General features: G+C 38.8%; 11 protein-coding genes. 10 read left to right on the top strand and 1 reads right to left on the bottom strand.

Annotated features, from left to right (window positions below; genetic code table 11):
• Nucleotides 1–27: 27 nt before the first annotated feature.
• Nucleotides 28–1050 carry a LacI family DNA-binding transcriptional regulator gene (locus tag ACKU4N_RS14770; protein WP_321317575.1) on the bottom strand — a complete coding sequence of 341 codons (1023 nt, stop codon included), beginning with the start codon at nt 1048–1050 and terminating at the stop codon, nt 28–30.
• 326 nt (nt 1051–1376) lie between these two features.
• On the opposite strand from ACKU4N_RS14770, the gene kduI reads away from it, so the two are divergent.
• From kduI to ACKU4N_RS14720, 10 genes are all read left to right on the top strand, one after another.
• On the top strand, nt 1377–2219 hold the full coding sequence (gene kduI, locus ACKU4N_RS14765; protein WP_321317573.1) for a 5-dehydro-4-deoxy-D-glucuronate isomerase: 843 nt from the start codon (nt 1377–1379) through the stop codon (nt 2217–2219).
• A 40-nt stretch (nt 2220–2259) separates the two neighbouring features.
• The gene (locus ACKU4N_RS14760; protein WP_321316921.1) at nt 2260–3051 is read left to right on the top strand and encodes a gluconate 5-dehydrogenase; all 792 of its coding nucleotides are present in this window, start codon (nt 2260–2262) and stop codon (nt 3049–3051) included.
• 99 nt (nt 3052–3150) lie between these two features.
• Nucleotides 3151–4419, top strand: a complete 1269-nt coding sequence (locus tag ACKU4N_RS14755) for a DUF4861 domain-containing protein (protein ID WP_321317571.1) — start codon at nt 3151–3153, stop codon at nt 4417–4419.
• A 133-nt stretch (nt 4420–4552) separates the two neighbouring features.
• Nucleotides 4553–5863 (top strand): MFS transporter, encoded by a 1311-nt coding sequence (locus ACKU4N_RS14750; protein WP_321317569.1) that lies wholly within the window; start codon nt 4553–4555, stop codon nt 5861–5863.
• A 238-nt stretch (nt 5864–6101) separates the two neighbouring features.
• Nucleotides 6102–10121, top strand: coding sequence for a hybrid sensor histidine kinase/response regulator transcription factor (locus ACKU4N_RS14745; RefSeq protein ID WP_321317567.1), 4020 nt, complete (start codon nt 6102–6104; stop codon nt 10119–10121).
• 556 nt (nt 10122–10677) lie between these two features.
• Nucleotides 10678–12510, top strand: coding sequence for a surface glycan-binding family protein (locus ACKU4N_RS14740; RefSeq protein WP_321317564.1), 1833 nt, complete (start codon nt 10678–10680; stop codon nt 12508–12510).
• 38 nt (nt 12511–12548) lie between these two features.
• Nucleotides 12549–13193 carry a hypothetical protein gene (locus ACKU4N_RS14735; protein ID WP_321317562.1) on the top strand — a complete coding sequence of 215 codons (645 nt, stop codon included), beginning with the start codon at nt 12549–12551 and terminating at the stop codon, nt 13191–13193.
• A gap of 60 nt (nt 13194–13253) precedes the next feature.
• A complete protein-coding gene (locus ACKU4N_RS14730; RefSeq protein WP_321317560.1) occupies nt 13254–16376 on the top strand; it encodes a SusC/RagA family TonB-linked outer membrane protein in 3123 nt (1040 codons plus the stop codon).
• Between the two features lie 91 nt (nt 16377–16467).
• Nucleotides 16468–18087, top strand: coding sequence for a RagB/SusD family nutrient uptake outer membrane protein (locus ACKU4N_RS14725; RefSeq protein ID WP_321317558.1), 1620 nt, complete (start codon nt 16468–16470; stop codon nt 18085–18087).
• Between the two features lie 108 nt (nt 18088–18195).
• Entirely contained in the window at nt 18196–19470 is a 1275-nt protein-coding gene (locus tag ACKU4N_RS14720) for a glycoside hydrolase family 88 protein (protein ID WP_321317556.1), read from the top strand.
• The last annotated feature ends 16 nt before the right edge of the window (nt 19471–19486 follow it).

Here is a 19486-nt window from a genome sequence, read left to right as displayed (position 1 = left end):
CTCTTATTTAAAAGCATGCCTGTTTATCTATATTCTGTTACTCGATTCTCTCTCAATCAGTTTTACAGGCAATACAATTGTTTCCTGATAATTTCCGGTTTTGTTGGTGATGATATCAAGTAAAAGTTCGGTTGCTTTTGTGCCAACATCAAAACCAGATTGCTCTATTGTTGTGAGCGATGGGTTTAGGTATTCAGAGAATGGTTCATTGCTGAATCCGACAATTGCCAGGTCTTCTGGAATTCGAATGCCGTTTTCTTTCGCATAAAGAATGATACTTAGAGCAGAAGTATCGTTGGCCGCAAATATAGCATCAGGAGGATTGGGTGATTCCAATAGTTTTTTTGCACATGCCATTCCGTCCTCTCTGGTTAACGGGCTTTCAATGATAAGTTCCTCTTCGATTTTGATACTGTGTTTGCGGAGAGCTTTTAAATAGCCTTGCAAACGGTTAATGTAAATGTTTAAATGCTGCGGTCCGCTGATGTGTGCAATTCGTTTGCATCCTTTCGAAATAAGATGTTCGGCAGCTAAAAAACCACCTTTAAAATCATCAACGACTACCTGGCTTGTTTCCAATTCGTCACAAACCCTATCGAAAAATACCAGCGGAATACCTCTGTTGGTGAAGGTTTTATAATGGTCGTAGTTTTTAGTATTGATCGCTATCGATGAAATAACTCCGTCAACACGACTGGCAAATAGTGTTTGAACACAGTCGGACTCTCTTGCTTCCTGATCGTTTGATTGACAGATGATAACATTATAACCTTTTGTTCTGGCCAGTTCCTCGATACCTGTAATTGCCGAAGAAAAGAAGTACCGGCTTATTCTTGGAATAATGACACCAATGGTATTTGTGCAACTTGTGCGCAGGTTAGAGGCTAAGGCATTTGGCTGGTAACCTAGCTTTTTAGCCATGCTGCGAACAGCTTTTTTTGTTTTGTCACTAATTCTCGAATTGTCGTTTAAAGCTCTGGAGACTGTAGATCCTGAGATGTTTAATGCTTTGGCTATGTCGTGAATGGTAATGTTACTCTCTTTTTTCATCGTAATGTTGTGCAGTAGTTAATCCATTACAAAGATGCATATTATTTTTATAAATGAATGCGGAAAAGTGCAATAAAGGATGTTTAGTTGCATTAATATATCGTTTAGTGTTTTTATGTTTTAGGTGCAAAAGCTTCTGTTTAGTAGTGCTGTATGTAGTTTTACTTTCTATTTTTGATGCGGTTTATGCTTGTGGAAAATAAAAAAACGGACAATCGATTGCGCAGATCGATAACATTTTATTTCTTTGTAACGAACAAGTTGAAAAATACTTGAGAATTTAAGTTGTCAAAACTGAAGAAATAAAATTTATAAACACAGATATCATGGGATTGAAATACGAAGAAAGATATGCAACACATCCTGCAGATGCAAAGAGTTACGATACAACCCGATTACGGGATGAGTATTTGGTTCAGAATTTAATGGAAGAAGGAAGCATTCATCTGACCTACTCTCAGTACGACAGGATTATTGTAGGCGGAGCCGTTCCGGTAAAAGAAGCATTGACATTGGAAGCAATCGATCCATTAAAAGCGGACTATTTTTTGGAGAGAAGAGAATTGGGTGTTGTGAATGTTGGCGGAAAAGGCAGCGTAAGTGTTGACGGTGCAGTTTATGAGCTGGACTACAAAGAGGCCCTTTATGTTGGAAAAGGCAATAAGGAAATCGTTTTTGCCAGTGCGGATGCTGCTTCACCTGCCCATTTTTATTTAAACTCGGCTCCTGCCCACGAGGTTTTTCCAAATGTAAAAATCGGACACGAAGATGCTATTGTTGTTGAGTTGGGTGAGCCTGAAAATTCAAACCGCAGAACATTGCGCAAATTGATTGTTTCGGATACCATCAAGACCAATCAGCTGCAAATGGGAATGACTGAGCTGCATCCCGGAAGTGTTTGGAACACCATGCCTGCCCATACACACAGCCGAAGAATGGAAGCGTACTTCTATTTTGAAGTTCCCAAAGGACAGGCTATTTGTCATTTTATGGGCGATCCGAAAGAAACCCGTCACATCTGGATGGCCAATGAAGAAGCTGTTTTTTCACCTACCTGGTCGATTCACTCGGCAGCAGGAACAAGTAACTACACATTTATTTGGGGAATGGGCGGCGAAAATCTGAATTACGGTGATATGGATGTTTGTCAGCCGGATGAATTGCGTTAGTATGAATTAGTTTGTTGTGTATCATTGTAAAATATAAGTTATGATTTTGGATTTATTTAAGTTGGACGGCAAGGTTGCTTTGGTAACCGGAGCTACTCATGGTATTGGAATGGCTATCGCAACAGCATTGGCCGAAGCAGGCGCTCAGATTGTAGTAAATGATATTTCGAAAGAAAATCTGGATCGCGGAATCGCCGATTACGCAAAAAAAGGCATTGATTGTAAAGGTTACATTTTCGATGTAACAGATGAGGCCGGAGTAATTGCGGGTGTTGACCAGATAGAGGCAGAAGTCGGACCGATTGGAATTTTGGTAAACAATGCAGGTATTATCATGCGGGTGCCAATGCAGGATATGGAAGTGAAAGATTACCGCAAGGTAATTGATATCGATTTGGTAGGTCCTTTCATCATGGGCAAATATGTTGGACGAAAAATGATTGAACGCCGCGAAGGAAAAATCATCAACATCTGTTCGATGATGAGTGAGCTGGGACGCAACGACGTTTGTGCTTATGCATCGGCAAAAGGCGGTTTAAAAATGCTGACTAAAAACATGGCTACCGAGTGGGCAAAATATGGTATTCAGACCAATGGAATCGGACCTGGATATTTTGCAACCTCACAAACAGCCGCCATCCGCGAAGACGGTCATCCTTTTAACGAGTTCATTATTAGCAGAACACCTGCTGCACGTTGGGGAGATCCTGAAGATTTGGGAGGTACAGCAGTATTCCTTGCATCAAAGGCATCCGATTTTGTAAACGGACATGTGGTTTACGTTGATGGTGGTATTTTGGCAACCATTGGCAAGCCTTCGAATGAAGAATAGTAAGTTGTAAAGGAAGGGATGAGGAGCGCATTCATACTCTTTATATTCCTTTTTTATTACATCAAATACATTTGTGTTTCAGAAAATAAAATACTTAGTATGATAAAATCTTGTTTTTTTGCCGCTGTAACGGCTGTGATTTTAAGTGCATGCAGCTCGTCTCCTGTGCTTGAGTTAAAGAATGAAATGGCACAGGCTCGTAAAGATGCACCTGTTGTTGTTAACAGGGCAGATGTAAAGAAATTAGTTGGAGAAATACCAGAGGCTAAATTGCCGGTTGTTACCGATGAAGAAGGAAATACAATACCTTGCCAGATTGATGATATTGATCAGGATGGAAAGTGGGATGAACTGGCTTTGGTTTGTGATTTTGAGGCAGGCGAAGTTAAAAAAGTAAGAGTCAATTTCATGTTGCCGGAAAAAGCGCCGAAATATCAGATGCGCACGAATGTTAGATTGGGTGTCGGTTCAATCGAAGAGGGATTTGAAGGAACAGATTATGCTTTATCACCCAAAGGATTTATGGGGCTGCCTGTAATTTATCAGGCAGAGAGTGTAAGTTGGGAAAATGACATTATGGGATTCCGAAACTATTTTGATTGTAGAAATGCCAAAGATTTATTCGGAAAACTGGCTCCTGAAATGATTATGGATAAGATTGGAACCCAGGAAAGTGGGTCGTATCACGAACTTTCTGATTGGGGAATGGACGTATTGCACGTTGGTCCGTCATTGGGTGCCGGAGGATTGGCTTTATTCCATAAAGATTCTTTGTATCGCTTGGGTTCAGTGGATTCTTTTGAGTTTCAATTGATAACTCGTGGTCCTGTACGGTCCGTTTTCGAGTTAAATTTGAAAGGTTGGCTTGTTGATGGTGTGAAATTGGATGCTCAGGAAAAAATAAGTGTATGGGCTGGTAAATATTGGTTTCAGAGTGATGTGCTGGTGAAAGGATTGGATGATGAAGCAGAATTGGCAGTGGGGATTGTAACCAGTTATTTAAAGAACAACAAGCCATTCTCATTTTCAGCGAATAGCGAATTTTCAGCTGTTGCCACTCATGACATTCAATCCATGCATGAAGATTATTTAGGAATGGGAATTTTATTAAAATCAGATGAAAAAGTACGCGAAGGTGATGCTCCCGTTTTGAGTGAAGAAATAGTAAAGGGGAGTCGCTGGAATCAACCTGTGGGGCAAACACATTTCGTAACTCAGAAGATTAAAAATAATCAGACAGCCACTCATTACTTTTTTGCTGTATGGGAACAAGAAAACATAAAATGGGCAGAACAGAAAAATTTTGAGGATTTGATGAAGACTCAAGCTGAAGAATTAAGTTCTCCGGTTATGGTTTCAATAAAATAGGCTGTAATGGGGGTGGATCATTCTGATTATCAGCCCGCACAAGAGGCTTCAGGTAAGGTTCTTGATATCATTAAGAGCCTAAAGTATAAATGAAAATTACTTTTCGTATTGAATTAATATTAGTAAAATAACTATGGAAAAACCAGCAGGAAGCTATCGGTATAGAATTCTGGCAATGCTCTTTTTTGCCACTACGATTAATTACATGGATCGTAGTATTATGGGAGTATTAGGACCAACCTTAATGGAACGGTTTAGTTGGACAAATACAGATTACGGTTATATTAATATGGCTTTTAAGGCTGCTTATGCAATTGGCATGATAAGTATGGGAGGCTTAATTGACCGGTTTGGAACTAGAATAGGGTATACTTTGTCTATTGCTATCTGGAGTATTTTTGGAGCATTACATGCTGCAGTTCGTCCTGCTTTTGCATTGGTCGGATTTATTAGTGCACGATTTGGTCTTGGAATTGGTGAGGCTGGTAACTTTCCTGCAGCGGTAAAAACAGTAGCAGAATGGTTTCCTAAAAAAGACAGAGCCTTTGCTACCGGTATCTTTAATGCAGGATCGAATGTTGGAGCAGTATTGGCACCAGCTATTATTCCATTGGTTGTTGCTGCAAATGGTGATAATTGGCAGTTTGCATTTCTTGTTACAGGAGCATTTAGTGCGATTTGGGTTGTTTTATGGCTTAAAATTTACAAACGACCAGAGGAGCATCCTAAGGTTTCAAAGGAAGAGTTGGCATATATTTTACATGATTGTAAGCCTGAGGATAGTAATCAGCCAAAAGAAGCAGAAAAGTTATCTTGGTCCAGGGTTTTACCTTTAAAACAGACCTGGGCATTTGCTATTGGTAAAATTACCGATGCCGTTTGGTTCTTCTTTATGTTCTGGAGCGGGATTTTCTTCAAACAAAAGTTTGGTTTAGACAGCATTAAAGAACTTGGAGGAGCATTGGTTGTTATTTATATTGTTGCCGATTTTGGCAGCATTGGGGGCGGGTATCTTTCAAAGATTTTTATTAATCGTGGTTGGACATTAAATGCCGCACGTAAAATTTCCTTACTAATTTGTGCGCTGTGTATTGCACCGGTATCTTTTGCCGCTTTAACTGATAATGTGTGGATTGCTGTTGCCTTGATCGCTTTGGCTTCAGGAGGACACCAGGCCTGGTCAGCAAATTTATTTACTCTTGTTTCAGATGTAATGCCTAAAAAGGCAATTGCCTCGGTAGTTGGTATTGGTGGAATGGTAGGTGCTCTTTCGGGTATGTTGGTCGATTTTGCTCTTGGGCAAGGTTTGGATGCAACGGGCAATGCGTTTTATTTTTGGATGTTTTTAGTGGCAGGAATGCTGTATTTGGTTATTCTTTTAATTATTCATCTGATGCTGCCAAAGTTGACGCCTTTGAATGAAAATTTGGAATTGGCTAAATGAGATTTATTTTATAATTGACGATTAACTAATTGTTAATCTGTTTGATTAAAGGCAAAGTTGAATTCTTTTGAAAATGACTTTGCCTTTTTTTTATTCATTGAATTAATTGTTAGTTTGTATAATTAATTTTGAGATAATCTTAATTCAAAGACTGGATAAACTTGAGTACATCCTTGCTTTAGTGTCTTGTCTGAAATATTTATAAATTTAAGTTTCTAAGGAAATTAAAATATTGCAAATGAAAAAAGCTGTTGTTGTACTCACTTTATTACTGGGAGTGTTTAGTTCATTTGGTCAGGATGTTTATTTTGATCATTTGGATTTGAAAGATGGCTTGTCACAAATTTCTGTAACAGCCCTGGAACAGGATAGTTTGGGAACCATTTGGATCGGAACACGTGATGGTCTGAATCGATACAATGGCTACGAAATTGAGGTATTCCGGCACAATAGAAAAGATACGAATAGTTTGATTGGAAACAACATCCGGGATCTTCAGGTTGATAAGAACGATAAGCTTTGGATTCTCACTTCTGAAGGCATTTCAGTTCGTGATTTAAAAAATGAAGAATTAAAAAATTATCCTAATTCCGAAGTGAATTGCTTTTATGTTGGAAAAGAAAATATCTGGGTTGGGACAAAACAGGGATTGTACTGTTTCGATGAAAAAACAGGGACTTATACTCTTGAAAAACAAATTGTACCTGAGCAAACTAACATTACCGTTGTTTATGAAGATTCAGATGGAGGATTGCTGTTAGGCACTGATGATAAGGGACTTTTAAGCTATTCATATGAAGGATCAGAGCTAAAAACTCTATTAGACAAAGAAATTTCCTGCATCTACAAAAGCTTACAGGATATTATTTGGGTAGGAACAAAAGAAGATGGAGTATATTGCCTTCAAAATGATAGTATAGCAGCTCATTATAATAAAAATTCCGGTTTGCCGCATGATGTAGTTCGCGACATTACCGAAGATAAGCAAGGACGAATATGGATTGGTACTTTTTTGGGTGTTAGTGTACTTGATCTGGAAAAGAAACAATTTTCCAATTATTACCAATCGGATAAAAACCCCAATGCGCTAAGTCACAATTCCATTTATACAATGTTTCGCGATCAGGAAGGCAGTATATGGATTGGAACTTATTTTGGCGGTGTAAATATCTATAATCCAAGGACGAATATTTTCCGATATTTTGTAGCTGACCCAGACCAGAATAAATCAATTAACTACAGAGTGGTTGGATCCATGCTGGAAGATGACAACAAGAATCTTTGGATTGCAACAGAAGGAGGAGGGGTTAATTTTTATGATCGGAAACATAATACTTTCACTTATATCACGAAAGGGGATAACAGTACCAGTTTATCCAATAATAATGCGAAGAGCTTATATCTCGACAAGGAAAATTGTTTATGGATTGGAACACATTTAGGCGGTTTAAATGTGTTGGATATAAAAAGCAAACGCATTAAGAAATATTTAAAGGATGAAAATCAGCCTCTTTCCATTCCAAGCAATGTGATATCAGCAATAATTCCATACAAAAAGAAATTATTACTGGGAACGAACCAAGGAGTTATTTTGTTTGATCCGGTCAGTGAACATTTTACAGATTTTTTTGAAGATGAGGAAGAACGAAAGCTTGTTGGGCAGAAAATATTGGCCCTGCTTTTGGACAAAAATGAGTGTTTGTGGATTGGTTCTGAAACAAAGGGTTTAAGCGTACTTGATTTAAATACCGGGTCTTTAAGTAATTTTCGCAAAAATCCTCACGATACAAAAAGTATCAGCAGCAATTCTGTTTACCAGATTTATCAGGATCATATGCGAAGAATATGGGTGGCTACCGCTGGAGGAGGGTTGAATCGATATCATCCTGAAAACAACAGCTTCACTACTTATTCAAGCAGCGAGTACGATTTGCCTTCCGATTTTATTTATGGAATTGCAGAATCAAGATATGGTTTTTTGTGGGTTGCTACCAGCAAAGGAATCAGTAGATTCGATGTGGAAGAGAATAGTTTTAGGGGGTATGATTATGAGAATGGATTTCCTTTAAGTGAAATCAATGAGAGAGGGCTTTACATTACAAGTGATGGCGAAGTTTTTGTCGGTGGCATTCATGGGATGGTGTCTTTTTACGAAAAGGAATTGCAAAATCAAAGCATTACTCATCCACTTTATTTCACGGCCCTTCGGGTGAATAATAAGGAAGTGAAACCCAATGACGAAACAGAAATTCTGAGTCAGACTTTGGCCTATACAAAGAAAATCAGTCTGAATTACAGACATTCAGTGATTTCTTTTGATTTTACTTCTTTCAATTATTTAAAAGCGAACAAATCCCAATATTTGTATAAAATGGAGGGGTTCGATACAGAATGGGTTGATGCCGGGTACCGGAGAACCGTGAGTTACACCAATCTTAAACCGGGGAATTATACTTTTAGAGTAAGGGAAAAACATCGGGATGGAAGTATTGGAGCAGATACCCGTATGGATATTAGTATTGATCCACCCTTTTATAATACTTGGTGGGCTTATTTAATTTATCTGGCAATTGTTTTGGCGGTTCTGTTTTACATCAATAGAATGCTAATATCGAAAGCACTTTTAGAAGAGAATCTCAAGAAGGAACAGATTGATAAAGAGCGGATAAGAGAGTTGAATCATTCTAAGCTTAGATTTTTTACAAATATATCTCACGAGTTTAGAACACCTCTTACCTTAATACTGGGTCAGTTGGAAGGTTTGTTGGATGAGTCGGAAATTGCATCAAAAATTCATAATAAAATAGTTGTAGCTTACAAAAATTCCTTTCGATTGAAGAAGTTGGTTGATGAGCTTCTTGAATTTAGAAAACAGGAATTGGGACACATGAAATTGCATATTAACCAGTATGATTTTATCGGCTTTTCCAAGGCTGTTTTTGAATCATTTAGTGAGTATGCTGTAAAAAGAAGGATTAACTATAAAATGGTGTGCCATCAAAAATACATTCTACTTTGGTTCGATGCCCGTCAGTTAGAGAAGGTATTGTTTAATTTGCTCTCAAATGCTTTCAAATTTACCCCCGAAGATGGATCTGTTTATTTAATGGTTGATTCTTCATCAACTGAAGTTGTTGTGAAGGTAATCGATTCAGGATCAGGAATGCCGGAGGAATATATTGATAAAATATTTGATCGCTTTTATCAGGTTGATAACATAAATAAACAAAAACACCAGTATTTGGGGTCTGGTATTGGTTTGGCATTAACAAAGGGAATTGTAGATGAGCATGGTGGAAAAATAAAAGTAGAAAGCAAAGTGAACGAAGGTTCCTGCTTTGAAGTTTACCTGCCATTAGGGAAGGATCATTTCCAAAACGAAAAAGTGGTTTTTGATGAGCAGCAAACTTTCGAAATAAGTTCGCATTCAGCACTGCTTACCGAGGAGATCTCGGAATCAGTTGATCCTGAAAAACAGATGGATAATCTTTTGCCAAAGTCTGCCGGTTTATTAATTGTAGAAGACAATGCTGAGCTGCGCGATTTATTGATCTCCTTTTTTGCTGATGAGTACAATGTGATTGCAGCAGAGAATGGCCAGCTTGGTTTGGAAAGAGCGATTGAGAATCAGCCGGATTTAATAATTAGTGATGTTATGATGCCTGTGATGACAGGAACAGAAATGTGCCGGAAGTTGAAAACTGATCTTATAACCAGTCATATACCTGTTGTTCTTTTAACTGCCAAAGATGCTTTGGAATATAAACTTGAAGGAATGGAAATTGGAGCCGATGATTACATCACAAAACCATTTAACAGACAGTTGCTGCAGGCCAGATGCAGAAATTTAATCAATACAAGAAAATTATTGCAGGAAAGGTTTTTAACAAACCCTGCTTTAGGAATTAATAAATTAGCAACAAATTCTCTCGATATCGAGCTAATGGAAAAAGTAGCCGAAGTTGTTGAAAAGCATTTGGATAATTCAAAGTTTGATGTGAACCTGTTTGCAAAAGAACTGTGCCTTGGAAGAACTAGTTTATACGCTAAAATAAAGGGGATTACCGGACAAACACCTAATGAATTTATATTGAGCAGCCGATTGAAAAAGGCTGCATTCATGCTTCGGTCCGAATCCGGAGTTAGTGTTTCAGAGGTGGCTTATTCTGTTGGATTTACAACTCCGCGCTATTTTAGTAAGTGCTTTAGTGATCAATTTGGAATAACTCCTTCCCGTTACGCGAAAGGGGAGGTGTAAATTCGCAGTGTTCATACTATCACTCATGGGTTGCTCTTAATTCTAATTGAAGAGCATTTTTCTTTGCCGGAAATTGCCTGTGTAAATCAGAAGGTTGGAATGCAGAGCACTTTCAAATACTGTATTTCTCTTTTTATTTAACTCATATTTACAGACTTGGCGTTTGCTGATGTGTTCTTCACGCTCAAAATACACAGACTGTTTTCTTCTTTCCTCTACTTGATTTGTTGATGCAGAATCATCTTCTATTTACGTATTGTTTCCCCCTTTAAATTTGTTTGGATAAAACTCGTTTGTTGTGCATTGGTCATAAAAACTTTGAGAACTGTAAGACTTTAATATTTTTGCATCCAAAATTGTCCGGCGATATGCAAATATTGTCCGGACGCATTGGTATTTGGTGTTCAAGGTGAGCTGTTTGAATGATATTGGATGTTTTTTGAATAAAAGTATCACCTTAAGATTTTTCAGCTGGGATATATTTACGCAGTCGTTTTCGGAAACGATGAGTAATGTATGAAAACCTAATACTAATCTTTATAAAAAAGTGAATTCAATGAATTATTCAAACGATTGTAAAAGCAAATGGCGTTTTGGATCCAATTGGCTGGCAATAATATTTGCCTTACTTTCGGTGGTTACATTTTCATGTGATGATGAAAGTGAATCTGCCAAAGAGCTTTTGGCTCCAAGTGATCTTCGTTACGCATCAGTAACAGAAGTGTATGAAGGAAAAGTGATGGAGTCGGCAATACCTGTAGTATTTTCCGATAGCCAACCAATTTATTCAATTGCCGGAGGCACAGCAGAAGATGGTGGTGTTTATGTTGATGGTGAATTTCAAATTGTTGATACAACAGGTATCCTAAAATTGAATGCCGGCAATCAACTTATTGCAGGATCTTATTCCCTGGATATAAAAGTGAGCAATGGTGCAGGCGAGATTATTTTCCCAAACGCATTTGAGCTGACGATTCTTCCTTCAGCAATTGAAGGATTACAGTACAGTCCGTTGAATCAGATTATTGTGCGTGGTGTTGAAGGACAGAAAACGGCAATTCCTGAATTTAAAGGAACGAAACCTGTTACTTTTGCTTTGTCTGAAGTTTCAGATTTCATGATCGATGCCGCAACGGGTGAAATTTCTTTGGCCGCAGATTCTAAAATCGAAGCCGGAGAATACAGACTATCTGTAGTGGCAGCAAATGTAACAGGTGAGCAAACGTTTGACGAAGTGGTGAGAATAGATGTTCAAACCTTACCATACGATCTTGTTTACTCTACCACAACATATTTAGGTGTGCAGCAAACACAGGCTAAACAATCAGTGGAAGCCGCATGTAAAGGAACCGGTCCGTTTACTTATTCTTTAAAGAATGATTTTGGAGCCTTCTCTATCGATCCTTCAACAGGACTTGTATCATTGCCTGAAGGCCATACATTGGCAATCGATACCTATAGTTTAACTGTAGTTGTGACTAACGAACACGGTAGTGTTGAGTTTGCCGATGCGCTTTCATTTGAGGTTATCGCTATCCAGGCAATTATTGCAACTGATCTGACTTATGCCAGTACCAATTATACCCTGAACCAAGGTTTTGCATTTGCTACTGATGTGCCTGCGGTTGCTGGTTCAACACCTGCTTATTCGCTTCTTGATAATTATGGAGAATTTGCCATTGATGAAGCCACAGGTGTTATTTCATTGCCTGAAGGAAATACACTGGCCATTGGTGATTATCCTATGACTGTAGTTGCAGCGAACCTTGCTGGTGAGGCAACATTCACCAATGTGATTGCCGTTACGGTAAAAGCAGCCGTTGTTGAAAGCATTTTCGAAGACGGATGGGATGAACTGATGCCTGCAGCAGGGGAAACACGTTTGGGTAATATGATTGAGTTCAGCGCGAAGGAAGCTCCTAAACAAGCTACAAATAACAAATGGACCCGCGGTTGGGGAAACTGGTCTGTTATTGACCAGAATGGTACGACTGTTCGCGGAGCGGTTATGATTCCTGAAAAAACCGAGAACGATGATTGGTTGATTGCTTCGGATGTTGATTTGACCAGTCATGTGAATGCATATCTTAATCTTGAAGGGTATTCCCGCTATGGAACTTCAGAAAATAATACCCTCAGGTTATTGGTTTCTGAGAACTATGCCGGAGATGTAGACGCTGCCGTTTGGGAAGAAGTGAGTTTCGAAACTTTCTTTAATTTCACAAAGGCTCAAAGCAGAGTAATCGACCTAAGCAAGTTTGATGGCAAAGTTGTTACAATAGCACTTCGTCACGAAAGTTTCCTTCTTGATTCAGATGCTGGAGTACTTACGAACTTGACACGTACAAGTTATATCTTGAATTTCCAGGTGATGGGAACCCAAAAATAAGCAGGATGAATATTACAAAGAAACAATATATCACAAGGATGATACCAGTAGTTTTACTGGTATCTATCACCTGTCTGCATTCTTTTTCCGGTTTTGCCGCATCGAAAGCAGAAAAGGAAAAAACCAAAGGGAATGTAGTGATTTTTGAAGATGGCTGGCAAGACCTAAATCCTGCTGCCGGAGAAACAAAGACAGGAAATTTTACTGCCATTAGTCTAAAAGGGGAGCCTGTTCAGGCTGACAATAAAAAATGGACAGGTAGATGGGGAAACTGGAGTGTGAACGATATTGACGGGAGCCCGAAAAGAGGAGTCGTTATGGTTCCCGGCAAACAGGTGAATGATGACTGGTTGGTATCGGAAATTATCGGACTTGAGAATTGTAAGAAAGCAGAACTTTTAATCGAAGCCTATTCCAAATACGGAACGGATCATGCTAATGAGTTGAAAGTATTGATTTCGGAAAATTACGCAGACGATGTGGAAACAGCTCAGTGGGATGAATTGTATTTGGAAAGTATCCATAAACAAGATCAGGCCGTTGAGAGGACAATTAGTTTGAAAAAGTATATGGGCAAAAGCATTGTGATTGCTTTTCGTTCCATACATAGTGGAAACTCTTTAAAGAATTTGACAAGAACATGTTTTCTGTCAAAAGTGAAAGTTACAGCCGTTCGTAAATAAACGAACTGATATGAACAATCTTAATTTGGGAAAATGAACTTCATTAAATCAAAAAATAGAATGAGAAATGCAGTACAATACTTACTGGTATTGGTGCTTGCATTCACGACCTCTTTGTCGTATGCACAAGGAAAACTAATAAGTGGGACAGTATTAGACGATACTGGTATGGAATTACCGGGAGTTAGTATCCTTGAAAAAGGAACAACAAATGGAACCGTAACTTCCATTGATGGTAAGTTTCAGATCAATGTAGGTAAGAATGCTGTTATTGTAGTTTCTTTTATCGGTTTTGAAACGCAGCAGATTACAATTGGAGATAAAACCAACTTGGATATTGTAATGGCATCGGATATGCAGCAATTGGATCAGGTTGTTGTAGTCGGTTATGCGAAAAAGAATATTAAAGATGTTACAGGAGCAATTGTTTCGGTAAAAGCTGAAGAGCTGGCAAAATCACCGGTAGCTAATTTCGATCAGGCATTAGCGGGTCGTATGGCCGGGGTGCAGGTTATGGCTTCGGATGGTACTCCTGGTTCGGGAATGCAAATTGTAATCCGTGGCGGAAATTCAGTAACCGGGGATAATTCTCCTTTATATGTTATTGATGGAATTCCGATGGAGAATTTCGATGCCGGTACGATTAATACTGGTGATATTGAGAGTTTTGATGTGCTGAAGGATGCCTCGGCCACTGCAATTTACGGATCGCGTGGAGCAAATGGTGTTGTGATTATCAACACAAAAGGTGGAAAAGCAGGTCCCACCCGTATTAATGTCAGAAGTTCAGTTGGGGTGCAATGGGTCCCTAACCGTGTGGATGTAATGGGTGCATACGATTTTGTAAAATTACAGGAGGAAGTTGCTGTAGGACAAGGTGGCTCTTATTTGGAAAGCTTTAAAGAACATTGGGTTGATCCTGAATTGTATCGTGATGCAAAATCAACCAATTGGCAGGATAAAATTTTCCGTGAAGCAATTATTCAAAATCACAATGTGAGTATGAGTGGCGGAAACGAAAAAACAAAACATTATGCCTCATTGGATTTCATGAACCAGGAAGGAACGATGATTCATACCGGCTACAAAAAATACAATGGAAGCTTAAAGCTGAATCATAATCTAACGGATAAAATCAAGATCGGATTCAATGTAAACTACTCACACATCAAACAAGAGGGTGAAACGGTTTCAGGAAGTAACCGTGTGAGTATTTTAAAAGATGCGATCTCATTCCGTCCGGTTGATCCTGTAAATGATGATGGTATGGAAGGCGGAGTTGATCCGGACGATAGAAATAATCTTCGTTTCAATCCTGTAAAAACACTTGCAAACACTGATAGAATAAAAGAATTGGATGTGTTTAGAAGTAGTATAACGGCTGATTTTGAATTGGTTAAAGGGTTGACTTTGCGCATGAATGGCGGATATGTTACCGATCAGCGTCGTGAATCATTGTTTCAGGGCAAGGATACTTACGAAGGAACATACGGAATAAAAGGAATTAACGGCAGACTAACAGATCGCCGTTATTATATCCTGTCTTCTTCAAATGTGTTGAATTATAAAAAGTCACTTTCGGGCGGGCATAAATTTGATGCTTTAATTGGTCAGGAAATGTCATCAAAAACGTATGATTCTTTTGAATCAGCAAATACATTAATGCCAATTGGAAGTCTTGGAATTGACGGATTGGAGTTAGGTACAGCACCTTTGCTGCCTGTATCTTATAAAGGCAAAAGTACAATTATCTCTTACTTTTCCCGTTTGGATTATACTTTCAGAGAGAAGTATTTATTTACTGCTACAATGCGTGCCGATGGTTCTTCACGTTTCCTTGGAGATAACAAATGGGGTTATTTTCCTGCTGTTTCCTTAGGATGGAGATTGATTGAGGAGTCATTCATTAAGGATTTAAATTTCTTCTCTAATCTTAAGTTGAGAGCAGGTTGGGGTGAGACAGGAAACAATAAGGTAGGTGATTACAGTGCTTTTTCTCAGATGGGTGTTAGTGAATACAGCGGTTATGAGTTTGGAGGCAGCTATCAGAAAGGTGTAGAACATCAAAATGTAGCTGATAAAAATCTGAAATGGGAAACCACTACACAATACAATCTTGGTATGGATGCTTCATTCTTTAATGACCGTTTGAGTCTTACTTTGGATTTATACAAGAAGAATACTAAAGATTTGCTGATCAATGCAGATCTTGCACCAAGTACAGGATTTAACAGTGCATGGAGAAATATTGGAGAGGTTGAGAACAAAGGACTTGAATTTGGTTTTACATCCCGTAATATCGAAAATGAGAACTTTAAGTGGAGCACATCATTCAACATCTCCTTCAACAGAAATAAATGTATTGCTTTAAATGATGGTCAGGCAGATTTGCCTTGGAATGCTGATTATTATTTCAAATATTCCGAATACGAATACTTAACCAGAGTAGGACAGCCGGTTGGTCAGATTTATGGTTTGATTTCTGAAGGATTGTATCAGGTTGATGATTTTAACTACGAAAATGGTACTGGTTATGTGTTGAAAGACGGAATTGCTGACAATGGAAATAAGCAGGTTATTCCAGGAGCAGTTAAGTTTAAAGATTTGAATCATGATGGAACCATCAATGAGAAAGACCGGACTGTAATTGGTAATCCACTGCCAAAGCACTTTGGAGGTATCACCAATAACTTCAGTTACAAAGGATTTGATCTATCGATCTTCTTTCAGTGGTCATACGGCAATGATGTGTTGAATGCAAACCGTATTGATTTCGAAAATCCTGAGCTAAGATCCAACTATAATTATTATGCCTCAGTTGCTGATCGTTATACTCCTAATAATCCAACAAATGATATTCATATTATTCGTGGAGAGAATAATATTCTCGGAGGTCCTGCTGCAGGTAATTTGGTTTCAACCAGTATTGTAGAGGATGGATCATTCATCAGATTGAAGACAGTAAGTCTGGGATATAATTTCAATAAGAATTTGTTGAAAAAAACAATGTTCAACAAAGCACGTGTGTATGCATCAGGACAAAACCTGTTTACCTGGACGAAGTACACAGGATTCGATCCGGAGGTTTCAGTTGGTAAATATGGTGCGCTGACTCCAGGATTGGATTATTCTGCTTACCCGATCAGTTCGACCGTAACTTTTGGTGTTGAATTGGGATTTTAATCAAAAGCATTTGCATTGCACAAATAATATAGTGTAAGAAACAAGAGACAAAGGAGTTGTTTTTATCCTTTGTCTCCCAAAACAGAAGAAAATGAAAATAAATATAACCTGGATGCTTAGTCTGTCTATATTGATTTTAGGACTAACATCATGCCATGACGAATTAGATCAGGAGCCTTTCTCATCGATTAGTCCTGAGACGTTTTACAAAACAGAAGAAGAAGCACGTCTGGCTCTTACTGCTGTATATAGTGATATTGCCAGTGATGCTTTGTATGGCAGTCTTTTGTCGATGAATTTCACAAACGGAACAGACGAGGCGGTATATAATAGAACCAATGTAAGCTGGGCCGTTGCTTTGTATATGAATAATTCCAGCACTTACAATATCGAGAAGGCATGGATGACTTTGTACAAAGGAATTAATTCTGCGAACTACTTTTTAGCAAGATTAAAAGATGCTGATATCGAAGAAGGAACTAAAACAAAATTATTGGCAGAAGCACATTTCCTGAGAGCTTTTTATTATTTCGATTTGGTTCGTTTATGGGGTGATGTGCCTTTGCGTAAAAAGCCTGTTACCGAAGGAGGTGCAGCTAATAATATAGCAAAAACACCTGCGTCAGAAGTGTATGAATTCATCATAGAGGATTTGGAAATTGCATCTCAGAATTTACCCAATCCTGCGGAAGCACAGTACGGACATGCTACACGCACTGCCGCTCATGGTTTGCTGGCACGTGTTTATATGACCATGGCAGGGAAACCTCTTCAGCAGCACGATGCTTATCTGTTGGCACTTAACCATTGCGATTCGGTGATCAATACAGGTTATCATGAACTGCTGCCAAGCTACAAGCAGGTGTTTTTAAACGAGATAACCGATAAGAATGATGACAAAGAAGTGATTTTTGAGATTCAGTTTGGAAATCTTCGTCCTCAGGGAATCAGAGAAGATGGCCGTATCGGAAACTTAAACGGAGTGGCAATTGCTCTTCCCAATGCCGATGCAAACGGAAATTCCAATCCGTATGCTTATGCCTTTTATTATCCAACCATTACAATGATTGATAAATTTGATGCCGCTAATGACAATCGTTATGAGTGGAGTATCGCCGATTGGAAAGTGGACAACAAAGGAAAAGTGATTGTACTAAAGGAAAGCAATAAAACGAATTGGTATCCGGGAAAATTCCGTCGTGTTGACAAAGTAGACAATGGTGATGGAACTTTTGGATATAAGATTCTTGAAACAGGAGCCATTGATAAGAACTTTACCGGAATCAATTATCCTTACCTGCGTTATTCCGACATCCTGTTGATGAAAGCGGAAGCCTTAAATGAATTGACCAGAACCGGTGAAGCAATTCCTTATTTGAATGCCGTAAGAAATCGTGCGGGATTGGCGGATATTGATCCGGCATTGGTTGCTTCGCAAGAGGATTTCTTTGCAGAATTGATGGACGAAAGAATGCGTGAATTTTGTTTCGAAGGAATTCGTAAACATGATTTGATTCGCTGGGGTAGACTGTTGACTAATATGGAAGTGTTGAGACAGGACATGTTAAGTTATGGTATTGCTTCTTCTTCATGGTATTACCGCCAATGCGATAATATTGAAGAAAAGCACAATTTGCTTCCCATTCCGTTAAAAGAAGTAACTATCAATCAATTATTAGATCAATCTGCAGCCTGGAATAGTGGTGAGTAAATTCATTTCTAGTTTCTAAGTGTTCAGTACAAATATAATTTAACAATCGATATTCATTCCCTTCAATTTTGCTGGGAATGGATTTTCGCTTGCCAAATAATGAGTAGAATGTTACAAATTCCGAATAGATTCCTTAGTCTGTTAGCTGTGGGAATGGGACTAATTTTGATTCCCTCGTGTGATTTTATGGATAAGTCTGCCAAGACCAATCAATCTGTTGCCGAAAAAAAGGAGAATCTGATATTTCAGGAAAGCCTTGGCTTTAATCTGGAAGAACAATTTCAATTTTGCGAAGAGCAGTTGAAAAAATCTGCAGCTGGTCATACCGATTACAACACACATCCCCGTTTGATAGAAAGCGGCGATACGCATTGGGAAATGCCTAAGAATGATGTTTTGGTATGGACAGTAGGTTTTTACCCGGGTATACTTTGGCAGATGTACGATATTACTCATAAAGAGTATTGGAAAGAGGAGGCTTTGAAGCGGACATTACCATTGGAGCCTTACAAATACAATAAGGAACATCATGATATTGGTTTTATGATGTACTGTTCTTACGGGCAGGCATATCGTTTAACCGGTAAAAAGGAATACCGGGATGTATTGATTCAGTCTGCAAAATCTCTGATTACCCGTTTTAATCCAAAAGTGGGAACCATTAAATCATGGTCGAACGAGTTGCACCCGCAATGGAAAGAGCACATTACCATCATAGATAATATGCTGAATCTGGAACTTTTGTTTTGGGCATCAAAAGAGACCGGAGATCCTGTTTACAGGGATATTGCCGTGAAGCATGCTGAAACAACTATGGCAAACCATTTTAGAGATGATTTTTCCTGTTATCATGTGGTAGAGTATGATGAGAATACAGGAGCGGTTCGAAATAAGAATACCTCGCAGGGGTATGCCGACGAAAGCGTTTGGGCCAGAGGACAAGCATGGGCCGTTTATGGTTACAGCATGGTGTACCGCGAAACAGGCGATCCGAAATTTCTCGATTTTGCAAAGAAAGTGTCTGAGCGTTACATTGCAGGTTTGCCTGAAGATTACATTCCTTACTGGGATTTTAGTTTAACAGGGAAAAAAGGAGAATCCCGCGATGCTTCGGCAGCTGCAATAGCTGCTTCAGGTTTGATTGAATTAAGTAGTTTGGTGAAAACAACCGAATTACAGAAAAGATATCGTGCCGCGGCTGATGCAATTCTTAATTCTCTGGCATCGCCGGCTTATTCGGCAAAAAATGTGAACGATGCATTTTTATTGCACAGTACGGGAGCAAAACCACAAGGGAATGAAATTGATGTTGCTTTAATATATGCAGATTACTATTATCTGGAGGCGCTTCGCAGAAGAAAGAGTTTGAGTGAAAAGAGCTAAGCAGAGCAGCAATGTT

The organism is Labilibaculum sp. (assembly GCF_963664555.1).
In the GTDB taxonomy this organism is placed as follows: Bacteria; Bacteroidota; Bacteroidia; order Bacteroidales; family Marinifilaceae; genus Labilibaculum.
This window is presented reverse-complemented; position numbering and strand designations above follow the sequence as displayed.